The 23,956-nt window shown below is 64.8% G+C and carries 25 protein-coding genes and 1 tRNA gene; 14 read left to right on the plus strand and 12 right to left on the minus strand.

Translation table 11 applies throughout. The features are described from left to right. Positions 1–38 precede the first annotated feature (38 nt). Complete coding sequence (locus tag FYC77_RS09320) at positions 39–443, plus strand: secondary thiamine-phosphate synthase enzyme YjbQ (RefSeq protein ID WP_149081236.1); 405 nt, start codon at positions 39–41, stop codon at positions 441–443. Between the two features lie 11 nt (positions 444–454). On the opposite strand, the gene FYC77_RS09325 is transcribed toward FYC77_RS09320, so the two are convergent. Next, positions 455–2,008, minus strand: coding sequence for a hypothetical protein (locus tag FYC77_RS09325; RefSeq protein ID WP_149081237.1), 1,554 nt, complete (start codon positions 2,006–2,008; stop codon positions 455–457). Positions 2,009–2,119: 111 nt separating this feature from the next. Between FYC77_RS09325 and FYC77_RS09330 the strand changes: the two genes are divergently transcribed. From FYC77_RS09330 to FYC77_RS09340, 3 genes are all read left to right on the plus strand, one after another. Then, positions 2,120–2,683, plus strand: coding sequence for a hypothetical protein (locus FYC77_RS09330; protein ID WP_149081238.1), 564 nt, complete (start codon positions 2,120–2,122; stop codon positions 2,681–2,683). A gap of 89 nt (positions 2,684–2,772) precedes the next feature. Next, entirely contained in the window at positions 2,773–4,524 is a 1,752-nt protein-coding gene (gene ligA, locus FYC77_RS09335; RefSeq protein ID WP_149081239.1) for an ATP-dependent DNA ligase LigA, read from the plus strand. 111 nt (positions 4,525–4,635) lie between these two features. Continuing rightward, the gene (locus FYC77_RS09340) at positions 4,636–5,253 is read left to right on the plus strand and encodes a uracil-DNA glycosylase (RefSeq protein WP_149081348.1); all 618 of its coding nucleotides are present in this window, start codon (positions 4,636–4,638) and stop codon (positions 5,251–5,253) included. Between the two features lie 31 nt (positions 5,254–5,284). Here FYC77_RS09340 and FYC77_RS09345 read toward each other — a convergent pair whose 3' ends face one another. Continuing rightward, positions 5,285–5,503: a hypothetical protein gene (locus FYC77_RS09345; RefSeq protein WP_149081240.1), complete on the minus strand. Its 219-nt coding sequence runs from the start codon at positions 5,501–5,503 to the stop codon at positions 5,285–5,287. Between the two features lie 83 nt (positions 5,504–5,586). Here FYC77_RS09345 and FYC77_RS09350 point away from each other — a divergent pair, with 83 nt between their 5' ends. Both FYC77_RS09350 and FYC77_RS09355 read left to right on the plus strand, forming a co-directional pair. After that, a complete protein-coding gene (locus FYC77_RS09350) occupies positions 5,587–6,330 on the plus strand; it encodes a hypothetical protein (RefSeq protein WP_149081241.1) in 744 nt (247 codons plus the stop codon). 41 nt (positions 6,331–6,371) lie between these two features. Continuing rightward, a tRNA-Ser gene (locus FYC77_RS09355) sits at positions 6,372–6,455 on the plus strand. Between the two features lie 667 nt (positions 6,456–7,122). On the opposite strand, the gene FYC77_RS09360 is transcribed toward FYC77_RS09355, so the two are convergent. Beyond that, a complete protein-coding gene (locus FYC77_RS09360) occupies positions 7,123–7,617 on the minus strand; it encodes a hypothetical protein (protein ID WP_149081242.1) in 495 nt (164 codons plus the stop codon). 122 nt (positions 7,618–7,739) lie between these two features. Then, on the minus strand, positions 7,740–8,096 hold the full coding sequence (locus FYC77_RS09365) for a hypothetical protein (protein WP_149081243.1): 357 nt from the start codon (positions 8,094–8,096) through the stop codon (positions 7,740–7,742). 149 nt (positions 8,097–8,245) lie between these two features. Between FYC77_RS09365 and FYC77_RS09370 the strand changes: the two genes are divergently transcribed. Genes FYC77_RS09370 through FYC77_RS09380 form a run of 3 tightly spaced genes read left to right on the plus strand, consistent with a single transcriptional unit; the run spans position 8,246 to position 11,348 of the window. Further along, positions 8,246–9,724, plus strand: a complete 1,479-nt coding sequence (locus tag FYC77_RS09370; RefSeq protein WP_149081244.1) for an NAD(P)H-hydrate dehydratase — start codon at positions 8,246–8,248, stop codon at positions 9,722–9,724. After that, positions 9,717–10,253, plus strand: a complete 537-nt coding sequence (moaC, locus tag FYC77_RS09375; protein WP_149081245.1) for a cyclic pyranopterin monophosphate synthase MoaC — start codon at positions 9,717–9,719, stop codon at positions 10,251–10,253. Before FYC77_RS09370 ends, moaC begins: the two co-directional genes overlap by 8 nt. 60 nt (positions 10,254–10,313) lie before the next feature. Continuing rightward, positions 10,314–11,348 carry an NAD(P)H-dependent flavin oxidoreductase gene (locus FYC77_RS09380; RefSeq protein ID WP_149081246.1) on the plus strand — a complete coding sequence of 345 codons (1,035 nt, stop codon included), beginning with the start codon at positions 10,314–10,316 and terminating at the stop codon, positions 11,346–11,348. Positions 11,349–11,384: 36 nt separating this feature from the next. Here FYC77_RS09380 and fabG read toward each other — a convergent pair whose 3' ends face one another. From fabG to FYC77_RS09405, 5 genes are all read right to left on the minus strand, one after another. Next, positions 11,385–12,128, minus strand: a complete 744-nt coding sequence (gene fabG / locus FYC77_RS09385) for a 3-oxoacyl-ACP reductase FabG (protein ID WP_149081247.1) — start codon at positions 12,126–12,128, stop codon at positions 11,385–11,387. A gap of 133 nt (positions 12,129–12,261) precedes the next feature. Further along, positions 12,262–13,746: a class III poly(R)-hydroxyalkanoic acid synthase subunit PhaC gene (phaC, locus tag FYC77_RS09390; RefSeq protein WP_149081248.1), complete on the minus strand. Its 1,485-nt coding sequence runs from the start codon at positions 13,744–13,746 to the stop codon at positions 12,262–12,264. After that, positions 13,743–14,288: a poly(R)-hydroxyalkanoic acid synthase subunit PhaE gene (locus FYC77_RS09395; protein ID WP_149081249.1), complete on the minus strand. Its 546-nt coding sequence runs from the start codon at positions 14,286–14,288 to the stop codon at positions 13,743–13,745. The genes phaC and FYC77_RS09395 overlap by 4 nt, the downstream gene beginning before the upstream one ends. A gap of 50 nt (positions 14,289–14,338) precedes the next feature. Further along, positions 14,339–14,824, minus strand: coding sequence for a hypothetical protein (locus tag FYC77_RS09400; protein ID WP_149081250.1), 486 nt, complete (start codon positions 14,822–14,824; stop codon positions 14,339–14,341). Positions 14,825–14,826: 2 nt separating this feature from the next. Then, on the minus strand, positions 14,827–15,141 hold the full coding sequence (locus FYC77_RS09405) for an AbrB/MazE/SpoVT family DNA-binding domain-containing protein (protein ID WP_149081251.1): 315 nt from the start codon (positions 15,139–15,141) through the stop codon (positions 14,827–14,829). Between the two features lie 224 nt (positions 15,142–15,365). Between FYC77_RS09405 and FYC77_RS09410 the strand changes: the two genes are divergently transcribed. The 3 genes from FYC77_RS09410 (at position 15,366) to cdd (ending at position 18,103) form a co-directional block, all read left to right on the plus strand. Next, positions 15,366–15,998 (plus strand): MaoC family dehydratase, encoded by a 633-nt coding sequence (locus FYC77_RS09410; protein ID WP_149081252.1) that lies wholly within the window; start codon positions 15,366–15,368, stop codon positions 15,996–15,998. Between the two features lie 229 nt (positions 15,999–16,227). Beyond that, positions 16,228–17,604, plus strand: coding sequence for a phosphohexomutase domain-containing protein (locus FYC77_RS09415; RefSeq protein WP_149081253.1), 1,377 nt, complete (start codon positions 16,228–16,230; stop codon positions 17,602–17,604). A 94-nt stretch (positions 17,605–17,698) separates the two neighbouring features. Further along, positions 17,699–18,103, plus strand: coding sequence for a cytidine deaminase (cdd, locus tag FYC77_RS09420; protein ID WP_149081254.1), 405 nt, complete (start codon positions 17,699–17,701; stop codon positions 18,101–18,103). A 694-nt stretch (positions 18,104–18,797) separates the two neighbouring features. Here the strand turns inward: cdd and FYC77_RS09425 are convergent. After that, positions 18,798–19,289, minus strand: coding sequence for a DUF488 family protein, N3 subclade (locus FYC77_RS09425; protein ID WP_238386873.1), 492 nt, complete (start codon positions 19,287–19,289; stop codon positions 18,798–18,800). A gap of 59 nt (positions 19,290–19,348) precedes the next feature. On the opposite strand from FYC77_RS09425, the gene FYC77_RS09430 reads away from it, so the two are divergent. Further along, complete coding sequence (locus FYC77_RS09430; RefSeq protein ID WP_149081256.1) at positions 19,349–20,173, plus strand: nucleoside phosphorylase; 825 nt, start codon at positions 19,349–19,351, stop codon at positions 20,171–20,173. A 27-nt stretch (positions 20,174–20,200) separates the two neighbouring features. Here the strand turns inward: FYC77_RS09430 and FYC77_RS09435 are convergent, their stop codons facing one another. Both FYC77_RS09435 and dacZ read right to left on the minus strand, forming a co-directional pair. Further along, positions 20,201–20,965: a mechanosensitive ion channel family protein gene (locus FYC77_RS09435; RefSeq protein WP_149081257.1), complete on the minus strand. Its 765-nt coding sequence runs from the start codon at positions 20,963–20,965 to the stop codon at positions 20,201–20,203. 1 nt (position 20,966) lies between these two features. Further along, positions 20,967–21,779, minus strand: a complete 813-nt coding sequence (gene dacZ / locus FYC77_RS09440) for a diadenylate cyclase DacZ (protein ID WP_149081258.1) — start codon at positions 21,777–21,779, stop codon at positions 20,967–20,969. A gap of 886 nt (positions 21,780–22,665) precedes the next feature. Between dacZ and FYC77_RS09445 the strand changes: the two genes are divergently transcribed. Further along, positions 22,666–23,175, plus strand: a complete 510-nt coding sequence (locus tag FYC77_RS09445) for a cupin domain-containing protein (protein WP_149081259.1) — start codon at positions 22,666–22,668, stop codon at positions 23,173–23,175. Positions 23,176–23,956 lie beyond the last annotated feature (781 nt).

Here is a 23,956-nt window from a genome sequence, read left to right on the forward strand (position 1 = left end):
CGTAACGATCGTATCGGTGGAGCCCGTCGTGAACGCGTATGAGCGAACCAGAGGACGATCGCCACGCACAGTTCTCGATCGCGACTGACAACCGGCTCTCGGTACGCGAGATCACCGACGAGGTCGAACGGACACTCCCTGCGGGCGTATCCGGAACCGCGACCGTCTTCGTCCAGCACACGACCGCCGGTGTGACGATCAACGAGGCGGAACCGCGCCTGCTCTCGGATTTCGAGGACGCCCTCGAGGACCTCGTTCCGAACACCGGCTGGAACCACGACGAACTCGACGGGAACGCCGACTCACACGTCCGCTCGATGCTCGTCGGCCCGAGTGTGACTGTCCCGGTCAGCGACGGATCGCTCGCGCTCGGTACCTGGCAGTCGGTGCTGTTCGTCGAGTGTGACGGTCCCCGAACCAGAACGGTACAGGTGTACTGGTAGCCGCCGAACCACTACTCGACGATCCAGTCCGCGAAACTCCCCTCGAGTAGCGTTTCACGCTGTCGCTCGACGTATCGTCGCTGCATCGATTGGATCGCTCCCTCGAGCGTGGCACCGTCGTCGACTGCGGTCCGAACTCGCTCGTATTTCCACCGACCCGGCGTCACCGTCTGCCGGACGCGACGACGGAGCGGGTAGAGATACTTCGCGGCCTGCTCCTCGGTCAGCCCGCGGTTCGTCAGTCCGTCCTCGGCGTGAGCGAGGAGGTCTTCGTACAGTGCGAGCGAGTCCGTCGTCTCTTTGCCGTCGTTCGTGATCCAGCTCAGGTCGGCCTCGAGACCGTCACGCATCGCCGCGTAGAAGTTCTCGCGGGCGATCTCCCAGTCGAGTTCGTTGACCGGATGCTCGAGTCTGGTCAGACTCTCCATCAGGCCGGCGAAGGCCGCGAGAAACGAGACGGAGTCTCGGACCGTCGGCTGGGCCGGGATCGGCCGGAACTCGATGCGCGCATTGGCAGCGGAACGGGTCGGACCGCCGAAGACCGGACGAACCCACCGCCAGTAGGTGCCGTGTTTACGCCGGAAATGGGGGAACCGATCGTCGAACCGTTCGCCGGCTTCGACCGGCATCGGGACCATGGTGTCGTCGGCCGCGACCCGGTCGACTGCCTCCTCGACGGTCGAGAGATCCCTGGGGAACCGAACTTTCCCCTCGCCAGTCGAGGGGTCGTTGAGGACGGTCTCGAAGACGCTGATCCGGTGTTCCATCCAGCAATCGCCGAGGACGCCCGCCGCGGTCGCCCCCTCGTCGTAGAGATCCGGCGGGAAGAACGGCGAATTGACGCCCAGTGCGAGCAGCGGCCCGGCGACCCGGAGGGCGTAGTTGAAATACAGCGGGAGGTCGATCGCGTGGGGCACCTGGTAGTGTGGCTGGATCGACGTGATGAGACTCTCCGGCATCACGGTATCGCCCTGGAGTGAGACGTGTGGCGCTTCGACCCGCATCCCCGCCGCGCTCGCTCGCTCCGTGTTCGCCATCGCGTGATAGCGGGCGGAGTCGCTCATATTCGTGGCGATGCGAAACGATCGCTCGCGCCCGTCGCGGGAGGGGACGGTTCGATCGACGCTGTCCGTCAGATAGGTCGCGGCGTCCTCGCCCTCGGGCGGAATCGTCCAGAGAGCGTCGCTGACCAGCCGCATCCGTTCAGAGCTGGTCACGTCGAGTGCCGTCTGCAATCGCGCTTTCACCTCCGATTCCTGGGCCGCCAGCCCGTGGGCGTTCAGCGGCTGTGGGCTGGTCGTCATCTCCGCGTTGTGCAATCCCAGCTCCTTTTCGAACCCGATCAACTCGAGGAGCCGCCGCGGCACTCGCCGGAGGTCACAGCCGTCGTCTTTGACCGCGTAGAACTCGTACTCGAGGCCGACGATCGCCTGCGGGTTGTCGAAGACGCCGTCCTCGAGGGCCTCTTTGATGACGGCGGCGTCTTCCTCGGCCCGTCCCCGGAAGTCCTCGGCGTCGACCGATAACACGTCGGCGACTCTCGCGGCGAGTTCCTCCTCTGGCATACCTCCGAGTGCGAGCCCGATCCCTTTAAAGCCGGCTCTCTCCGACGAAACACTTCCAGCGATCCCGATTCCGCCCAAAGAAATTTGGTTGTGCTGACACAACATTTTCCCATGGCCCCCATACCAACCCTCCAGTCGCTCGCGACCGCGTGTAAGCGATTCGGCCCCGGACGGCTGCCGCGCGCGGACCAGCGAGAGCTCGGCGCTGGCTATGCGGGTGCGGCGGCCGCCGTTTCGATCGCCGTCGTCTACGCGTTGGCCACGACCGTCGTCTACCTCCTCGGCGTCACGCACGACTTCGTCCACCCGTTCTGGAGCGCGAGCGCGCTCGTCGCGGTCCCGTTCGTCGTCCCGGCCGCCTTCCTCGTCGCCGCGGCAGTCTGGCGATACCTCCCCGATCGCACTCCGTTCTTCGGGGCCGTCGCCGGAGCGCTCGCGACCGTGTTGACGTACGCATTCGCGCTCGTCCTCGTCTTTCTCACCCTCCTCGTCGTGCTGGCCGTCGGCGGAACCGGAACGGGAATCGAGACGACGACGGAGCTGCTCGAGGTCGCATCGATGCTGACGGTCGTCATCGGCATCTTCGCCGTGATCCTGACCGGCTGGCTGACGATCCCGATCGGCTGTCTCAGCGGAACGATCTACGAACGCGCTCGAGCCGTCCCGGTTCGGTAATCACGCCTCGAGGCGTCGGTCGCTTTTCGACCATCCAGGCCGAGCGGGTCTCAGAACCGTTTTACCCCCGCCGGGGATAGCAACGCCCGATGAAGTTCGCGACGTTCGCCGAGCGAGCCGCGGAGATCGACGCCGAATCCGCCGACCTCGAGATCGTCGAGTGCGTCACGGACCTCCTCGTCGACGCCGGCGACGAGATCGAGGTGATCGCCCGCTTCGTCCAGGGTCGCGTGTTCCCGGCCTGGGACTCGACGACGCTCGACGTCGGCCCGTCGGCGTGTTACGAGGCGATTGCTCGCGCCGCAGGAACGAACGTCGACGCCGACGACGTCGAGGACCGGCTCGCGGAGATCGGCGAGATCGGGGAGGTCGCGGCCAGCTACGAGTTCGGCGGCCAGCAGGGGCTCGGTGCGTTCACCGGCGGTAGTGGCGGAGACGACCTCACCGTTCGGGAGGTCCACGAGACGCTTACCGACCTCGCGGCCACGGAGGGCTCCGGAAGCCAGGACCGGAAGGTCGACCTCCTGTTTGGCCTGTTCAATCGCTGTGCGAGCGAGGAAGCCCGCTATCTCGCACGACTCGTCCTCTCGGAGATGCGCATCGGCGTCGGCGAGGGGGCCGTCAGAGATGCTATCGCCGACGCGTTCGACCTCCCCGACGATCGGGTCGAACGCGCCCTGCAGGTGTCGAACGATTACGGCCGGATCGCTCGCGTCGCCCGCGAGGAGGGCCTCGAGGGACTCGACGCCGTCGACCTCGAACTCGGCCGTCCCGTCCAGGCGATGCTCGCCCAGGCCGGAACCGTGACCGATGTACTCGAGGAGTGGGCGGAAGCCGCCGTGGAGTGGAAGTTCGACGGTGCGAGAATCCAGTTGCATCACGATCCCGACGGCCTCGAGCACGATCCCGGTGCCATCGGCGTGTCGTCCGACGCCCGACCCGACGACTCGAGAGCCACCACGCGCGCCTTCTCGCGAAACATGGAGGACGTCACCGACGCGCTGCCGGAGGTCGTCGAGTTCGCCGAGGAGACCCTCGAGGAACCCGTCATCCTCGACGGCGAAGTCGTTGCCGTCGACGACGCCGGCGAGCCGCTGCCGTTCCAGGAGGTGCTCAAGCGATTCCGTCGCAAACACGACGTCGAGAAGGCCCGCGAGGACGTCGCCGTCCGGCCCGTCTTCTTCGACTGCTTACACGCCGACGGCGAGGACCTCCTCGAGGAACCGGTAGTCGACCGCCACGACAGGCTCGAGAGCGTCCTGCGGGCCCGGGTTGGAAACGACGTCGGACCCGAAGACGTCGACGGCCTCTCCTTGCTCTGGATCACCGACGACGCCGGCCAGATCGAGTCGATCGACGCCGACGCACTCGAGGCGGGCCACGAGGGGATCATGCTCAAAGACCCCGAATCGGCGTATACGCCCGGCCGTCGGGGGAAGAATTGGCGAAAGCGAAAGCCAGACGTCGAGACGCTCGACTGCGTCGTCACCGGTGCGGAGTGGGGCGAAGGCCGGCGTGCGACGTTTCTCGGAACGTTCGAACTCTCCGTTCGCGACGGCGACACGCTCGAGACGGTCGGCAAAGTCGCGACCGGCATCACGGACGAGAAACTCGCCGAACTCACTGACCTCCTCGAGCCCCACGTCGCCGCCGAGGACGGCCAGGAGGTGACTCTCGAGCCCGCGGTGGTCTTCGAGGTCGGCTACGAGGAGATCCAGACCTCGCCGACGTACTCCTCGGGCTACGCGCTTCGGTTCCCCCGGTTCGTCGGGGTTCGCCACGACAAGAGCCCCGACGACGCCGAGACGCTCGAGCGCCTCGAGTCGCTTCGGTCGTCGTAGCACCTGCTCTCTCGGTGATCGTGATCGGCCATCAGTCGCGTTTCTTTTAGTATCTGGCCCCGAGGTTCGGGTGTGGACGCGAATCAGCGAACTCGAGCGAACCCGTTCAACATGGACGAGGAGTGTCGGAACTGCCCCGCGCTCTGTGAGACGCGAACGCAGGTCGTCCACGGCTACGGCGACGTCGGGGCAGACTTTCTGTTCGTCGGTGAACGGCCCTCTGCCGCCGCAGACGACGTCGGCGTTCCGCTCGTCGCGAACGCGGGCGACGACACGGGTGACGAGGGGGAGGGGGACGGCCTCCGGCGGATCCTCGAGCGCCTCGCACTCTGTGACGCGACGTCGCCGGCGGATCGACCGAAACTCGAGAACGTCTACCTGACGAATCTCACGCGGTGTCGGGATCCCGAGCGGTCGCCGACCGACGAGGAGATCGACAACTGCGAGCCGTATCTGAACGCCGAGATCAGGATGATCAACCCCGAGGTCCTGATCCCCGTCGGTGAGCGCGCGCTCGCCGAAATCGCGACGGAGTACACGACGACGCCGGCCTCGGAACTCGTGTTTCCGGACGTCCACGCGACGACGATCCGCGGTCGCGGGTTCGCACTCGTCCCGATGCTCGAGGCGCGATCGCAGACCGACGAGCAGACCCAGGCGTGGGTCGAACACTTCGCGGCGCTGATGGCCTCGGACTACCGCCAGACGAAGGGACGTCGGGAACGATAGCGGGCGACCGAAAGCGCCTCGGAGTGTTGCACTACCAGTACGGTGTGGCCAGTCGACGGGACCCACCCGTTCCGAGGCCGACCAGGGCGGCGACGACGACGATCACGACCGCGAGCGTCGCGGCCGTCGGCGCTCCCAGCGCGCCAGCCGACTCGAGGAGGTACCCCGAGACGAGGCCGTAGACGCCTAGGACGACCGCACAGCCGACGATACTGACGCCGAACGCACCGGCGAGCGTTCGTTCGTTCATACGTTCTTCTCGATGCCGGTCGGCATATCGGTTTTCGTGTCACAAGCGCCGCGTTCAAGGGTCGCGACGCCGGAGTGACGAACATGATCGTCGTCGTTCCCGTCGACCCACCGTGGGATGGGCTCGCCCTCCCGTCGCTCGTCGAGACGACTCCGTTGACCGAATCCGAGGCGTCCCTGCTGTCCGAGGCCGCGACGGCGGACGTCCTGCGGGCCGCCGCGGCGAGCGGTGGGGACCTCCTCGTCAACTACCGAGACGAGGGGACCCTTCCCGACGACGTCGACGTGGGCGAGGAGCCCGAAGATGCGATTCGCGACCTCGCTGCAGACGCCCTCGAGGGACTCGAGGAGGTCCGGTTCGAACGGCAAGTCGGCTCCACGCGTTCGGCGCGGATCGGCAACACCGTCACCCACCTGCTCGAACGCGAGGAAGTCGGCACGGTGGGCGTCCTCGAGCCGACCGCGTCGCTGGTCGGCCGGTCGGACATCGATGGCGCGGCGATGGGGCTCAGACGCCACGACGTGGTCCTCGGGCCGTCGTCGGGCGGACGCGTCTCTTTTGCGGGGTTTACCGATACGATCGACTTCGCCGAGGCGTACGCGACGCCGGCGCTCTCGACGCTGGCACGCCGGACCCGGGCGGCCGGGCTGGACCTCGGGTTCGCGCCCGTGATTCCCTCCGTGGCGACGGAGTCCGGGCTGTGTGCGACCGTCGCGGCGCTTGAGGCGCGCGAGATCGCCGGCAGACCTGGCGGGGAGGCGACGGCGGCCACAATCGAGGAACTCGGGCTGGCGGTCGGAGAAGACGGTCGACTCGAGCGGCGGTAGACCGATAACCATTTTTGAACGCGTGGGGAAGATGTGGGTGAGGTGGGGTGGCAGAGCGGCCCAACGCGCCTGCCTTGAGAGCAGGTGGCTGTCAAGCCTCATGGGTTCAAATCCCATCCCCACCGTTGCTGTCGCGAACAATCACGTGAGCGACAGCGAGGCTGATGGGATTTAAAGCATACTGAGGTTCTGCGAGCGAAGTGAGCAGGTTCTCAGGAGCGGTTCAAATCCCATCCCCACCGCTTCTGCGACGAACGGACGTGAGGAGCGAAGCGTGGATGATGGGATTTGAATCAGACCAGTCGCGCGCAGCGGAGCGAGCACGTCTGGGCGTGGTTCAAATCCCATCCCCACCGTTTTCCTGCGACCAACTGCGACGAGCGGACGTGTCACGCAGATTGTTAGCGGACTATCGGTAGAATACCGGAGCAGGTTCACGGAATAAGTTTATGCGGTGTATGCTGGTCGGTCGAACATGCGGATCGTAGTTAATGTAGTTACGAAAACAATTCATAAACCGTCGCATAAGACCGCCCTGCAGCCGTCACACTGTGGTGCACTGAAACACGTATCCGATGACCAAATTCGAACATCCACCGAAGCGGAACTCGAGCCTGAACGGGAGTTCGACCGTTGTGGCCGGTGTTTCGAAGATTCAGGTGGATACTAGGACTGGGCTGCAGACCCACCACAGTGTTTCGATCGGGGCGAGCACGCACAGTCGTCTGGACCTTGGGGACTGGAGTAACGTCCGTATCGGTTGCATTCTGACGGTTCTCCCTCAGAGCGGTCTCACTCGAGTTCCAGATACTCCTCGAGCCACGATGGTTCGTCGGTGTAACGCCACTCGGCCCACTCCGCCTTCTCGCCGGCGTAGTAGGCGCGGTAGGCCGCTACGGTGTCGTCGGGGTTCCGGTACTCTTCGGGCATCGCCTGCGGTCGGGGCGTCGGCTCCTCGCTCGGAAACGCGATCTCGTCGGGATCGATCCGGTCGATCACGGTCCAACTGGCGTGGTCCTCGGTCTTCTCGTAGCGTTCGACGAACTCCGCGTTGAGCGCCTCGGCGTGGTCGCGCAGTCGGAGCCAGTTCGCGCGTGACTCGGTCGCCCACCGCGTAACTGGATGGTCGACGTGGGTCGACTGGTAGAGATAGTCGGCCTCGGAGCCGTTCTCGCGGGCGGCAGTACAGAGGACTTGCGCGGCCTCGAGCAACAGTTTGTTCACGTGTTGATCGCAGTGATAATGGGCGGCGAGTCTGGGGTCTTCGTCGAGCCAGAAGACGTTCACGGCGAAAGGAAGGGCCGACGAACCGAGAGTCTATCGCTCGAGCCGGGAGTCGTTCGGCTTCGGGAAGTTCGAAGGGTTATCGCTCGAGCCGGGAGTCGTTCCGTTTCGGGCGGTTCGGAGGGTTATCGCTCGGCGGCGGTGCCCCGGTAGCCGGCAGTGAACTCGTACGCGACGACCGCGACCAGCAACGCGGCGACGAGGCCCGCGATGATCAGCCGCTCGGTCGCGTCCGCGCCGGAGAATCCGAGCATCGCGATGACGAGTGCGAGGACGGCGGCGATCCGAACGCGTTGACGTCCGGGAACGTCGTCGTCCGTAGCGGCCAGGTACAGTTGCGGGAGGACGATCCCGACTCCGGCCAGGACGACGAACGCCAGCACCGAACTCTCTGCGCCGATCCCCGTCAGGCCGACGATCGTCACGACGAGCCAGACCAGAAAGAGCGATCCGAGGAGGACGCGGTTTTCGCGGGAAACCATGAACGATCGGGAGTAGGATCCCGTGTTAGGTAATTGTTACGTCTGCGAACCCGTACGCAGTCGGGACGGGTTCCCGAACTCGAATCGGTCCTCGGCGCACGGAAACGGACTCCCACACGCTTAACGCGACGGCAAGCGAACGGCCGACTATGATAACAGGCGAGCGGATGGCCGCCGTCGACGAGAACGCCGCGGCCCTCGGCGTGCCGAGAAAGCAGCTGATGGAGTCGAGCGGACACGCGGTCGCCCGGGCAGTCCGGGACGTCGCGGACACGGGCTCGAGCGTGGCGATCGTCGCTGGCCGCGGGAACAACGGCGGGGACGCGTTCGTCGCCGCCCGATTTCTGGACGGTGCCGAACTACGTTCGGCGTCAGACCGAGACGCATCGCGTCTCGGGCGTGAGTACGAGACGACGACGCTCTTGCTGGGACGGGCCGAGACGATCGGCACCGAGATTGCCCGCGAGAACTGGGACGCCCTCGAGCGCGCCGACTACGACGTTCGGGAGGTGACCGACTCCCGGTCGTTCGACCTCCCCGAGGCCGACGTGATCGTCGACGCGATGCTCGGGACGGGGATCAGCGGCGACCTCCGGGAGCCGGCGGCGACGGCGGCGCGGGCGATCAACGACGCAGACGCGACCGTCGTCGCGGTCGACGTCCCGTCTGGGTTCGACGCCGACGGTGGGGACCACGCCGACAACGGGGTCGAAGCCGACCACGTCGTCACTTTTCACGACGTGAAACCCGGACTCGAGGACCTCGGTGCCGAGATCACCGTCGCGGACATCGGTATCCCGGCCGCCGCCGAACGGTTCGTCGGCCCCGGCGACGTCGGCCTCGCCCGCTCGACCGACCGCGAGGGACGACCGTACGTCATCGGCGGCGGCCCCTACACCGGTGCACCCGCACTCGCCGCCCAGTCAGCGTTACGCGCGGGTGCAGAGCTGTCGTTCGTCGCCGCCCCCGACACTGTCACGGGCGAGATCCAGGGCTACAGCGAGGACCTCATCGTCCAGCCGTACGAGGGCGACGTGCTAACGCCCGATCAGGTCGACGAGCTGGTCGAGACCGCAGAGCGCTACGAGAACGTCGTCGTGGTCGGCCCCGGCCTCGGCACCGCCGACGAGACCCTCGAGGCCGTTCGCCAGTTCCTCGAGTCCTACACCGGCCGCGCAGTCGTCGACGCGGACGCGCTTTCGGTCGTCCCCGAGGTCGAGACGGACGCGACGCTCGTCTGTACGCCGAACCGGGGTGAACTCGAGCGGATGGGCGGTCCAGACGCGGATTCGTTGGCAGACGTCGCCGACGAGATCGAAGCCTTCGCGGCCGATCTGGGCCACGTCGTCCTCGCCAAGGGGGCCGACGACGTAATCACGGACGGCAGCCGAACGCGGATCAGTCGCTCCGGAACGCCGGGGATGAAAGTCGGTGGAACCGGCGATACGTTGGCGGGGATCGTCGCCGCGCTAATGGAGCACGCGGAACCGCTTGACGCCGCTGCGGTGGGCGCACACGTCAACGGACTCGCCGGCGAACGGCTCGCAGAAGACGGAGGGTACGGCTATCTCGCCACCGACCTGCTCGAGGAGATTCCCGCCGTGTTGTGGGGTGAGACCGATGTCTGAGGAGCCGTCCTCCGCCGAGGGGTCGAACCCGGACCCGAGAACCGACGCCGCCGAGGGGCTCACGCATACGACCGACGAGGGTGACGTCCAGATGGTCGACGTCGGCGACAAGCCGGACAGCGAGCGTCGAGCGGTCGCAGTCGGCGAGATCCGCCTTCGGCCGTCGACGATCGAGGCGATCCGAGCGGACGAAGTCGGCAAGGGAGACGTGCTCGCGACCGCCCGGATCGGCGCGATTCAGGCTGTCAAACACACCTGGGAGACGATCCCGATGTGTCACCAGATCCCGATCACCAACGTCGACACCGACTTCGACCTCGGCGAGGATCGGATCGAACTCACAGTCGCCGTCGAGACCACCGGGAAGACGGGCTGTGAGATGGAGGCGCTCGAGGGCGTTACCACCGGTCTGAACGTCGTCTGGGACATGGTCAAAGCGGTCGAGAAAGACGACGACGGCCAGTATCCCGACACCGGGATCGAAAACGTTCGGGTACGCAGGAAGGAAAAACACCGGAGTTCGGACTGACAGGACGGGATGGAATCACCGGAAGTGATATACCGGTGATTCGAACCGACGTGCCGTGAAATGACGATTCACACGGCACTCTGTGAAACCGTCGGTATCGAGTACCCGATCGTCCAGGCGCCGATCGGGAGCGCGACGAATCCCGAACTCGCCGCGGCCGTCTCGAACGCCGGCGGTCTCGGTCATCTGGCCGTCACGTGGCGCGACATAGCGGAGACGAGTCGAGTGATCCGAGAGACCTGCGAGCGAACCGACGAACCGTTCGCGGTCAACCTCGCACTCGACGACCGGACCACGATCGTGGACACCGACGATCACCTCGAGGCGATCCTCGATGCCGGTCCGGACGTCGTCACCTTCTCCTTCGGCGACGCCACGCCCTACGTGGACCGGGTCCACGAGGCGGGCGCGCTCGCGTTCCAGACGGTCGCCAGTGCCGCAGCCGCCCGCGATGCGGTCGACGCCGGCGTCGACGTCGTCGTCACGCAGGGCCTCGAGGCGGGTGGACACGTCCAGAGCGAGGTGGCGACGACCGCGCTCGTCCCTCGCGTCGCGGACGCTGTCGGCGACGAACTACCGATCGTCGCCGCGGGCGGGATCGCCGATGGCCGGGGGATCGCGGCCACACTCGCACTCGGCGCGGACGGCGCATGGCTCGGAACCCGGTTCGTCGCGACCGAGGAGGCGACCGTCCACGAGACGTATCGGGAACGAGTTCTCGAGAGCGACGAAACGGACACACGGTACACGACGCTGTACGACAAGGGCTGGCCCGGTATGGCCCACCGGGTGCTCGAGAACGGAACGCTCGAGCGGTGGGACGCGGCCGGGCAGCCGGAATCCGGCGAGCGCCCGGGCGAGGACGACGTCGTCGCGACGACCGAATCGGGGAAACCGATCGAACGCTACGACGAGGCGCTGGCCACGCCAAACGTCGATGGATCCATCGAAGAGATGGCACTGTACGCTGGCCAAAGCGGTGGGTTAGTGGAAGAAAGTCGACCAGCCGAGGAGGTACTCGAGGCGCTCGTCACGGAACTCCGTGAAGCTATTTCGGGTCTCGAAAGCCAGGGGGCTTCGGACCCGGGTGCGTAATCAGCGGGGACAGCGGAGTCGTCGACGGTCGTCGGGTTACAGGTCCATGCCGCCGTTGACGTCGATCACTTCGCCCGTCACGTACGACGACTCCTCGCTGGCGAGAAAGCGGACGACTGCGGCGATATCTTCGACTTCGGCGAGTCGCTCGAGCGGGATGCCGGCGACGATCCGATCGAGGACTTTCTCCGGGACGTTCTCGACCATGTCGGTGCGGGTGAACCCTGGCGCGACGCAGTTCGCGGTCGAACCGCCCTGAGCGAACTCGAGGGCGATCGTTCGCGTGAAGCCGAACATCCCGCTTTTCGCGGCGGCGTAGTTTGCCTGCCCGAAGTTACCTTGTTTGCCGACGACGCTCGAGATGTTGATCAGTCGACCTTCGTCTGCGTTCCAGATGTCGTCGTAGAACTCCTGCGTGCAGTTGAACATCCCGCCCAGGTTGACGTCCATCACCCGATCCCACTCCTCGCGAGTCATCTCGGTAAACTGGTCGTCGGCCGTGATCCCAGCGTTGTTCACCAGAACGTCAGCGGAACCGAACGCCTCGTGGCAGATCTCCCGCATGTGCTCGACCTCCTCGCGGACCGCCACGTCAGCCTGTGCGGTGACCGCGTTCCCACCTGCCGTCTCGATCGCGTCGGCGGCCTCGAGTGCGGCCTCCTCCGATGATCGGTAGTTGACGACGACGTTCGCTCCCTTCGCACCGAGATGCTCGGCGATACCTCGTCCGATACCGCGTGCCGACCCGGTGATGACGCACGTTCGTCCCTCCATAGACATGGCTGGATGAACGTTCACTCTCCGATCGTAAATAACGACCTGTGGAACGAATTACCATTCAGCCGATCTCGTCGACGGCGACGAGATTCGTGCGTTCGCGGCGAGCAAAAACCGCTCGAGTCTGCCGGGGTAGTTACCGCTCACCGGCCTGATCGATCCAGTCTTCGATACGGCTCGGCGAGATTCCCGTCTCGGTTGCGAGTTCTGCGGGATCGGCGTCGGCGAGCTGGTCGAACGTCTCGATGCCGGCACTGTGGAGATCCTCCGCGTACGCCTGTCCGACGCCGGTTAGTTCGGTCATGTCGTCGGTTTCGGCCTCGATCGCCGAATCGGATTCGGCGTCGTCGTCGGCCAGTTCCTCGACGACGTCCTCGTCGACGGCCATCTCTCCGGGCTGGGCGGGTTCTTTCTGAACCTCTCCTTCGCCGCGGGCGGCGATCTCCTCGTCCGATCGATCCTCGCCGTGGAGGTCGCTCGTCTTCGCGTCGAGATCGCCACTCGACTCGAGGGTCGAAGCGTCGTTCTCGATTTCTCCGTTCGAACGCTCCTCGAACCACTCACAGACGTCGGGCCACAGTTCCGCGTGGCTCCGCGAGGAGACCGACATTCCGATGTGGCCCGTCGCGAACTCCATGATCTCGGTGTCCGTCGACGGAATGCTGTCGTTGAACGGCTTCGAAGCCCCCGGCGGAATGAGGTGGTCGTACTCGGCGACGATCTGGAGAACGGGCATCTCGATGTTCGAGATGTCGACGTGCTCGCCGTTCAGGTGGAGTTCGTTCTCGTAGAGCTTGTTCTCCTGGTAGATGTCCGCGATAAACTGCTCGTATGCCCGTCCTGCGACGTCGATACCCTCGTCGAGCCACCGCTCCATGCGCGCGAAGTTCTCGACGAACTCCTCGTCCTCGACGTTGTCGTAGAAGCGGACGTACTTCGTCACGTTGTTCGCGACGGGGTCCATCAGCGCGAAGCCGACGTCCAGAAACTCGGCCGGCACGTTGTCGAACGTCTCGCTGACCGTCTCGGGATCGTAGTACTCCTCGGCACCCCACAACTCGAGGACGCCGCCATCACCGGCAAAGCAGAGGCCCGCGGCCATCAGCGCGAGGTTCTCGACCTTTTCGGGGAACATCGCGGCGTACATCGCCGACATCGTTCCACCCATGCAGTAGCCGAGGACGTTGATCGAGTCCTGGCCGGACCGTTCGCGGACGACGTCGGCGCAGTTGTCGATGTAGCGGGTGACGTAGTCTTCGAGTCCGAGGGTGCGATCGAGCTTCGAGGGCTCGCCCCAGTCGATCAGGTAGACGTCGAACCCCGCCTCGAGTAAGGTCTGGACGACCGACCGATCGGGCTGGAGATCGAGGATGTACGGCTTGTTGATCAGCGCGTAGACGACGAGGATCGGCACGTCGTGTTGCTGTTCGGTCTTCGGCTCGTAGTGGAGCAATCGAAGTTTGTTCTCCTCGTAGACGACCTCGCTCGGGGTCGCACCGACCTCGACGTTCTCGATCGTCTCGGTTCGGTCGGGGGCGATTCGGGTCTTCTCGGCCAGGTCGGCCGTCTCCTCCCAGGCCTGCCGTTGGATGTCCAAAACGGTTGCGTAGGGGTTTTTCATTCTTCTAGGTGCTCGAGGACGCGGTCGAGTTTTCGCTCGACGGCGTGTTGGCGTCGCTCGAGTTCGACGAGTCGGTCGCCGACTTCGAGAACGCCGGATTCGGTCGCGAAGCCGAGCGTTCGGAGCGTCTCTTCGGAGGCTTCGTCGGCCTGTTGTTGCAGTTCGAGGACGTCACCGACCGTCTCGCCAGTCATTCGGGCGAACGCCGTCGTCGACATGACGTCCTTGAACGCCTCGTTGGCCGTGTTGAGCCAGACGTCGCGAAACTCCTCGAGTTCGACGTCCTCGCCTTCGAGTTGGTCGTTCATCCGGTCGACCATCTGTTTCGAGGCGCCCATCCACGTCTCGTAGGCTTTCGCGTAGCCCTCGACGCCGTCGGAGATTTCCTCCTCGTCGGACATCTCGCCGACGGTCTCCGACCAGCTCTCGACGAACTGCGCCTGTGCTTCCATGTTGTCCTCGAGTGCATCGAGGAACTGTTCGTTCCACTGTTCGACGAACGCGTTCCAGTTCTGGGCCTGGGGCTGCTCTGAGTCTGACATTGAATACCTGTAGGGGTGTGGGTGTGAAAAAGCTGGGCTGTCTCGACGGTCTACGCGGAGACGTCGAACTCGTCGGCGGCGTCCTCGACGTTCTCGGCGACGGCCGTCACGTTCGCTTCGGCCTGCTCGTGGGCCTCGAGAAAGGTGTCGAAGGAGGTGTCGACGACGTCGGCGTAGGTGGCCGCGAACTCGTCGTAGGCGACTTCGGACTCCTCGAGCGTGTCGATGGCAGCTTCGATCGACTGGGTCTGGGCTTCGGTCGTGGAATCGACGCTTTCGTCGACGAACTCGCGGAGTTCGTCGAAGTCGGCGGCCTCCTCGGGGAACGTCGACTCGAGGGCGTCGAAGTAGGCGTGGGCGGCCCCTTTGGCGAGTTCGGCGTTGGACTCGACGAGCGATCCCGACGTCTCGAGGGCGTCGGCGAACGCGTCGAACGACGTCCGCTGTGCCTCGAGGGCGTCGTGGGTGAGCGTCTGGGACTGTTCGACGGCGCTGCGCTGTGCGTTGAAGACTGTGGTGAGTGGGTTCTGAGTCATGATTACTCCTCTCGGTTGCGTTTGACGGGAACGACGATCGTCTGAACGATATCGCCCTCTTCGATGTCGAGGGCCTCCCGTTCGGGACCGGGAATGCTGATCCGACCGCCGCTCTGGACGCGAGCTTTGAACGTCGCCGTTCCCATGTTCATCGGGCCGAACGCGGAGACGTCGTCGAACGGGTTCGACGATCCGGCCTGCATCAACTGTTTCATCATCTCCGTCTGGGATTCGGCGACCTGCTCGCCCGTCTCCTGCATCTGCTCGGTGAACATCGCCGGCGGAAACCAGAGCGATCGGTCGGAATCGTCCGTCATCGAGTAGATCCACGCCCCCTATCGTAATAAGCCTTTCCACAAAATACCATCTAATACCATCTAATGCCATTTCGTGTCCCAGGAGGACGAGGTAACGGAACCGAATCCGCCGGGTTACCCGGTAAAATCCGCTTACGGCGGAACGATTCCGCCACCGTCGGATGGGAATGCAGGGAGATAGTTCGGCCAAAGAGTGATATGTCTCGCTCCCGAAACACCGGGAGATGTCACACCAGGACACTGGGGGGAACAACTTTGCCGCCATGACGAACGCATGGACGACGATGACCCAAAATTTTCTTCAGGGTGCAACCGCCGCCAACCGGGCAGCGGTCTCCGCGATGTTTCCCGTCGACTCCCGTACCGCGTCGAACGGCGATTCAGTCCCCGCCTCGATTCCGTCAATCGACCACTCGGAGCTCGAGTGGTCGTTTGATCAGACCGTCGACGACCCGGCCGACATCGACGTCGGCGACACCGTCACGTTCGAGAAGACGCTCTCGGAAGAGGACGTTCGAGCGTTCGCCCGGATCAGCGGCGACACGAACCGTCTCCATCTAGACGACGAGTTCGCCAGTCAGACTCGGTTCGGCGAGCGCATCGCTCACGGCACGCTCGTTTCCGGGCTCATCAGCGCCGCCCTCGCCCGGCTTCCCGGCCTCACGATCTACCTCTCACAGGACCTCGAGTTCAGCGCCCCCGTCGGTATCGACGACCGCGTCTCCGCACGCGTCGAGATCGTCGAGTCCCTCGGGAACGCACAGTACCGTCTCGAGACCACGGTTCGAAACGAAGACGACGACGAACAGGTGATCGACGGCGAAGCCGTCGTCCTGATCGACGACCACCCGGAGTGACCGGGTCACGTCGAGCGTGTTTCGGTCCGATGATACGGATTACTGTCGCGATGTACCGGTGAGACCGCCTCCGGGTCGCGGTCTCACCGGAACTGATCGACAGTAAACCGTATGAGAGGATCCAATGGATCGGCTGAAAACAACGGGAGACCCGTCTGACCGCCGAACCGAGCTATCCCCGGGACTCGAGCCGACAGTATCTAAACACCTCCTCTCGAAACGGGACCACATGACGCTGTTCGGGACCGCAGGAATCCGTGGGCCGGTCGAGCAGATCACCCCGTCGCTCGCACTCGCGGTTGGACGGGCCGCCGGCGAACCCGGGGAAACATTCGTCGTCGGGCGCGACGGTCGCGAAACCGGTCCCGCGCTCGCCGCCGCGATGGAGGCCGGACTCGAGAGCGCTGGCGCGGACGTCGTCCGGGTCGGTCAACTTCCGACGCCCGCGCTGGCGTTTGCCTCCCGCGGCCGGCGCGGCGCGATGATCACCGCGAGTCACAACCCGCCGACGGACAACGGGATCAAACTGTTCGTCGACGGCGTCGAGTACGACCGCGAGGCCGAACGAGCGATCGAAACGACAGTCGACGCGGACGAACTGGCGCCGTGGGACGAGTGGGGTCGTTCGACGACGCTCGCGGTACTCGGGGAGTATCGGGATGCAGTCGCCGCCTTCGTCCGCGATCAGTTCCACGACCCGGAGAGGTCTGGGCCGTTGCTCCCGGGTCTCTCCGTCGCCGTCGACTGCGGCAACGGGGTCGGCGCGCTCGCGACGCCACAGGTCCTCGAGCGGCTGGGAGCCGACGTCGTCGCGGTGAACGCGACCGTCGACGGCCACTTCCCCGCCCGAGAGAGCAAACCCACGCCGGAGACGCTCGCGGATTTCTCGACGTTCCTCGAGGCCGGATCGTTCGACCTCGGCCTCGCCCACGACGGCGACGCTGACCGGCTCGTCGTGCTCGGCCCCGATGGCGAGGTGATTCACGAAGACACCGTACTCGCCGTCGTCGCCGCCCACTACACGGGCGAACACGACGCGGCGGATCCCGTCGTCGTCACGACCCCGAACGCCTCCGCACGGATCGACGAACGGGTCCGCGCCGAGGGCGGGCGGGTCGAACGGGTCCGACTCGGCGCACTTCACGAGGGAATCGCACGCGAACGGGCCGCCAGCGGGGAAGAGACGGCGGTCGTCTTCGCCGCCGAGCCGTGGAAGCACGTTCACACGGCCTTCGGCGGCTGGATCGACGGCGTCGCGAGTGCGGCGACCGTCGCCGCGCTCGTCGTCGACGCCGGCAGCACCGACGCGCTCAGAGAACCGGTTACCGAGCGCCCCTACCGGAAGGTGAGCGTCGACTGCCCGGACGACCGCAAATCCGAAACGATGGACGTCCTCGAGACCGACCTTCCGGAGGCGTTCCCCGACGCGAGCGTCGACACGGAGTACGGCGTCCGCCTCGAGTTTCCGGACGCATCGTGGATCCTCGTCCGACCGAGCGGCACGGAGCCGTACGTTCGCATTTACGCCGAGAGCGACGGTGTCGACCGGCTGATCGACGACGCGAGCGCGGTCGTGGAATCGGCCGTCGACGCCGCCGATCCGTAACCCTCACTCGAGTCGCCGTCGTTTGCCGAATTTGAGTCGGCGTCCGGTCCCACTGGGCGGTGCTTTCTTGCACTTCCCCGTCTCATCAGCGATCATGACTGACCCGAACGACGATCTGCTCGAGGCCGCACGCGAGATCCAGTCGGCCGCACACGTCCCCTACTCCGAGTACCGCGTGGGCGCCGCCATAGAGACCGAAAGCGGCGACGTCTTCCTCGGCTGCAACATAGAGAACGCGAACTTCAGCAACAGCCTCCACGCCGAGGAGGTAGCGATCGCCGAGGCGGTCAAGAACGGCCACCGCGCGTTCGGCCGGATCGCGGTCAGCTCGGGCAGACGCGACGGCGTCACCCCCTGTGGAATGTGTCGCCAGACGCTCGCCGAGTTCTGCGAGCCCAACCTCGAAGTGATCTGTGACGAAGGCGAGGGCGAAGCACCGAGCGTCTACACGCTCGGCGAACTGCTCCCCGATACGATTTCCCAGGAGACACTCGAGTAGACGGATACCCTCTCGCCTACGGGTGTCACAGAAGCCTTCCACCCGTATCGATCACACCGACTTCTCCGGTGAATCTCCCGACGAGCAGGTCTGTGTAGTGGTCGATATACTCGCAGGTGTTGACGAGACGAAGATGTGTTTACTCGCAGGTGTTGACGAGACGAAGATGTGTTCTGCGATTGTGGCGACGGGGAATGGCCACGTCCTCCCCAGCCGATTCGCTCCCTCCGGTCGCTCATCCCTCGCGCAGTATCGTCGAGCGGTCTCGTCGTTACTCGACCGCTCGCCAGCGCGCGCCACCGCAAGCCGGAGCGGTACAGTGAGCTGGTGCTCTCTTCGCCTGTACTGACCGTTCGTCGGCTAGTCGCGGAGTGGATGTGAGAACCGTTCTACGACGCCCTCTTTCGCCTCGCTACTGCCGAAATGGCGCGCTGGGGCGCGGTGAGCGGACAGCGAACCGCGCCGTAACTCGCGAGGGATGAGCGAGCGATCGTCGATCGCGAGCGAATCGGCTGGGGAGGACGTGGCTACTCAGCGTTGCCGGCTTTAAGGGGAAGAACCGTTCAACTGGCAGGGATTTCTCGCTGCGGCAGTTCAACTCGCACGGACTGCTGTCTATCGGTTCCGGACCAACCAGAAACACGCGTGCCGTCGCTCGGCGGCCGCTCCGTGAGTACACCGGACGACATCCACGTCAGTCCCGAAAACGCCCCTCGAGCACCTCCCGAAGAATCGTCCGGTGACAGCGTTTCTTCTCCGTGTTCTCGTAGCAGACGAGCGCGATCGACTCGCCGTCCTCGAGTCGCTTCTGGATATCCGCAAGTGCCGCCTCGGCCTCACTCGAGCCCTCGAGGTGTACCCGATAGGCTTCGCTGAACCCGACCTGGTCCCAGGCGGCGTTGTGTGCTTCCTCCTCGCAGATGCTGCGCATCTTCAACTCGTCTTCGGCCTCGCGAACCGACTCGAGGAGATCGGCGGGCGGGCCGAGTTCGGGCCGGTTCTCGTCGACCGCGGCGTGAAACCACGACGTCGGCTTCCGGACGACGCCCACGAGCGTCGCGTCCGGCGGAACGTCGGCCAGGTCGTGCTGGAGGGCGGCAACGTACGTGTCGGTGAGGTCTCCCCGGTCGGCATCCGGTCCCCGGCCGGTCCGGTCCGAATCCGGACCCCCATCCTCCCGGTTCATACCCAACCCACGACCGCCCCGCATTTATATACGACGTCGCTACGAATCCCGTCTATCACATGCCAGCAGACAGCGAAGACCCACACACAGACGTGCAGTACCACCTCGAGGTCGGCCCCGATGACGTCGCCGAGACTGTCCTCCTGCCCGGCAATCCGGAGCGACTCGAGAAGATCGTTCCCCACTGGGACGACCACGAGATCGTCGCCCACCACCGCGAGTACCGGACGGCGACGGGAACGGTCGAGGAGACGCCGATCTCGGTCACCTCGACGGGGATCGGCAGTCCCTCCGCGGCGATCGCAGTGGAGGAACTCGCACGCGTCGGCTGTGAGACGTTCATCCGCGTCGGCTCCTGTGGGGCGCTCCAGCCCGAGATGTCGATCGGCGACCTCGTGATCACCACCGGTGCAGTACGCCAGGAGGGGACGAGCGACGAGTACGTCCGCGAGGACTACCCCGCGGTCGCGGACTACGAAGTCGTCTCGGCGCTGGTCGCCGCCGCCGAACGGCTTGGCTACGACTACCACACCGGCATCACGATGAGCGCCGACTCCTTCTACGCCGGCCAGGGACGAGAGGGGTACGACGGCTACCGGGCCGCCGGCTCCGAAGAGCTCGTCGACCAACTCGTCGAGGCCAACGTGAAGAACATCGAGATGGAAGCGAGCGCGATCTGTACGCTCGCGAACCTCTACGGCCTCCGGGCCGGCGCCGTCTGTACGGTCTACGCCGACCGCGACGGCGGCGAGTTCGCGACGAAAGGCGAGTCCAGAGCCGCCGAAACCGCCTCGCTCGCGACGCACCTGCTCGCACGAATGGACGAGATCAAACGCGAGGCCGGCGTCGACCGCTGGCACGCCGGACTCTCGCTCGAGGAGTAACTCGAATCCGACAGTTCCGTACCCTTGTCAGTCCCGAACCCGAACGATCTTGTCGTCGAGCACCCGCCGATTGAGCACGATGTACTCCTCGGAGTCGTCCTCGATTTTCGTCACGAACAGGTCGATCTCCTGGACGATCCCGGATCGGTCGTCGACCTCGATCCGATCGCCGATCCCGTAGGGCTGGTTGAGCAGGAGGTAGATCCCCGCCGCCCCCGAGATGAGAAAGTCCTTGAACGTGATCGCACCGACGACGACGATCCCCGCGGCGTAGACGACGAGCAAGATCAGCAGCGGGAAGACGTAGACGCCGATCTGTCCGAGCGCGACGAGAAACGCCACGTACAGGACGGAGTACTTGACGAGCTTCGGAATCATCGACACCTCCGGAATCTTCACGCCCCGGAGGTACTCGCTGACCATCAACTCGGATTTGTCGGCGACGATGAAGCCGAGGATGAGCACGAGAATCGCGATGAACGCCTGCGGGATGAACCCGATGACCTGATTCCAGAACGCGTCGGTATCGAGCAACTGGGCGATGTGGATCGCCGTCAACACCGCGATCCCGTAGATGAACCACGAACTCAACCGGGCGACGATCTCGACCGTCGACGTCCCGATCGACTGGGCAGTCCGCTCGAACGGCGTTCCCTCGACGGTCTCGGGAACCCCCGAGGCCGTCAACAGCTCCTTGTTGAGCCGCCCGACGAGGTAGCCGACGACGAGTCCAAGCGCCAGTACCGCCGCTGCGATCACCGCCGGTTCCTCGATCAGCGTCTGCCAGTCCATCTCAGTACGCCTCCGGATCGACCTCGAGGATGAGTTCGCCGGCTTTGAACGCCCGGACGAGCCCATCGCTCTCCGAGAGGACGACCGCGATGGCGTTCGTATCCCGCGTGATCGCGCCGCCGGCCATGTGACGCGCGCCGAGACCTTTCGGGATGTCGACGCCCTCCGCGGAGGGCTCGAGGTAGCGGTAGGCCGAGACGAGTTTGCCCGCGTCGGAGATGACGAACGCCCCATCGAGACGCGAGAACTCCTTCAACATCACGTTAACGATCGGATCGCCGACGTGAACGTGGGACTTCTCGAAGGGGTTGTACGACAGGGGCCGTGATTTGTTCATCACCTTCCCCGCGTCGCCGACGATAAACAGCGCGCCGACCGGTTTCCCCTTCTGTCCTTTCTTGCCGAGTTCGATCGCGAGTTCGACGACCGCCTTGATCACCTCCGGCTCCGCGCGGGATTTGGCGAACAGGTCGTAGATACCCGTCCGGTCGTCGGCACTCGCGCGGACGCGGGAGACGGTATCGATCTCGTCGTCGAAGACGCTCGTTGCACAGACGAGTTCGTCCCCACCCTCGATGACGCCCTGCTCGAGGCCACCCTCGACCCCGAAGCTGATCCGTTCACCGACCTCGTCGAACTCGAGTGGTAACTCGACGAAGACGTCCGCACCGAGGTCGTTTTCGGTCCCGACGACGATCACGTCGATGTCGTCGATCGTCGCGAACCGCTCGTAGTACGAGCCACTCGGCCCGAAGAGCATGACGGCATCGACATTCGAGAAGATATCCCCGAACACGTCGTCTAACCCGGCCATTGCTCATACAAGCCGTGCCCGCGCGAATAAGCGTTTTGGACCGTCAGACGTTCGTCTGCCGATTTACTCGCGCGCCGCGACTAATCAATTATCCAAGTGTTTGCGTCAGGACCCACCTGCGAGCGTCTGGCCATAACACCCGGTTTCGCACGCCGTTCGTACCAAGCGGCCGGCACTCCAGGAAAAGTGGAAAATGACGTGTACTCCCGGTCTGTTCAAAACCGAGCGAACGCCAACCCGGCCGAACAGTCGATCGTCTCCGTCCCAACGCAATCGCCACTTACTTTTTCCGCTCGCTTGGTCGACGAACAACTCTCGAGTCGATTCTATGTCGATGGCACACCCCGTTTTGCGTGCCGATGTCGACGAACACATCCCCGGTTGACGCGAGATCCAACGCGGTTGACGCGAAATCAGACGTGGTTGACGCGAGATCAGACGCGAGCGGAGTGTACCGTTTCACGCCGGGAAACGATAGCGAACGAGCCGGCGGCATCTCGCGACGACAGTTCGCCGCGGGTGCCGCGGGAACGACCGCTGGCACGGCCCTCCTGCCCGGCGTCTCGACCTCGAGCCGTTCGTCTCGTACCACGGCGGGGGCGGCGTCGGTGCGTACCGGGCGCTCCAGGCGTTCGTCGACGTCTTCTCGATCGCTTCGGTCCGGTCGAGGGGCCGGATCTGCCGGCAACCGGGGTCGCCGACCCCGATCACGCCGGCACGTATCTCACCCCAATTCTGCTCGAGACCGACCGGTACAACGCCATCCTTGGACTGGGGGATTCGCCACCCGAACGGCACGACGCGCTCGCGTTCCCCACGCTGGCGAACGAGACGATCTGCCGAACAGTTCGGAATAGTTATCTTTCCATAGCGGGCAGAACAGTCGATGCTCGACGCAACCGACTGGATCGAACGGCTCGGTCTCGAGAGACACCCCGAAGGCGGGTATTACGCCGAAACGTACGCCGCCGACGCGATCGTCGACGAGGCTCACCTTCCCGCCCGATACGACGATGACAGGCCGACCGCGACGGGGATCTACTACCTGCTCGAGGCCGATGACTTCTCCGCGTTCCACCGGCTCAGGTCCGACGAAATCTGGCACTTCTACCGCGGCGATCCGCTTACCCTGTACGTCCTCGACGACGGACTCGAGACGATCGAACTCGGTCGCGACCGCTTCCAGGCGGTCGTCCCCCACGACACCTGGTTCGCCGCCGAACTCACGCGGGACGGCAGCGACCACGGCTACGCGCTCGTCGGCTGTACCGTCACGCCCGGATTTCACTACGCCGACTTCGAACTCGCCGGTCCCGAGCTGGCCGACGAGTACCCACACTACGGCGACCTGATCGTGCGATTGACGCGGCGAGCGAACGCGGTCTCGGACGACTGACGTCCATCGGATCCGACCTCCATTTATCCGCGGTTTTCGAGGTATCCAGGCGGTGCCGTATCACGTACCGTCGCCACGCTACTCGCTCGAGACATGGCACTCGAGACGACCGACAGCGAGCCCCCGGTCGACGAGACGGTTCCAGTACGACGTAGGCCGTCGCGATCCGTTCCCGGTCGATACGGCATCGTCGCTTCCGGGCCGACCAGTCGCAAGCCTGCTTGACTGGCTTCGGCTCTGATCTGGGGGAGGTGTCGGCGGACAGTTCGTCGGTCGGTCTCGTCGACTCGAGGCGGTCGAGTCGGGTGCTCGAGATCCGCGAATCAACCATTGCACGCGTCGAAATCGGGTTCACGGCTGGAAACAACGTCGACGACGACTGGTACTGGTTCAACTGGATCGAACCAGAACGGTCGTTCGCGCTCGGGTGGCACCGTGACAACGACCATCCAGAACTCGGGCCAACCCACGTGCAAATCAATCAAAGCGACTCTATCGTTGCTCGAAAACCTGTGAAACCGATCGAGGGTCATCCTGGGGCGATGTTCCACGGACGACTGGAACAACCCCCTCGGACGCTCGGAGCGATCGAGTGGGACGGTGACCAAGCCATTGGGTTTGGGGAGTAATGCGACCGTTTCTCTGAATCTGATATGTTTTCGACGCGTCAGCGTCCGTAAACACGGAGTTCCTGTTTTCGCCCATCTTCTGTGCCCGCCAACGGAATTCGGCGTTGACGAGGTGGTCGTCGAACGCTGTCTCGAGTGCGTTAGGCCCTGCT

Source organism: Natrialba swarupiae (assembly GCF_008245225.1).
GTDB lineage: Archaea > Halobacteriota > Halobacteria > Halobacteriales > Natrialbaceae > Natrarchaeobius > Natrarchaeobius swarupiae.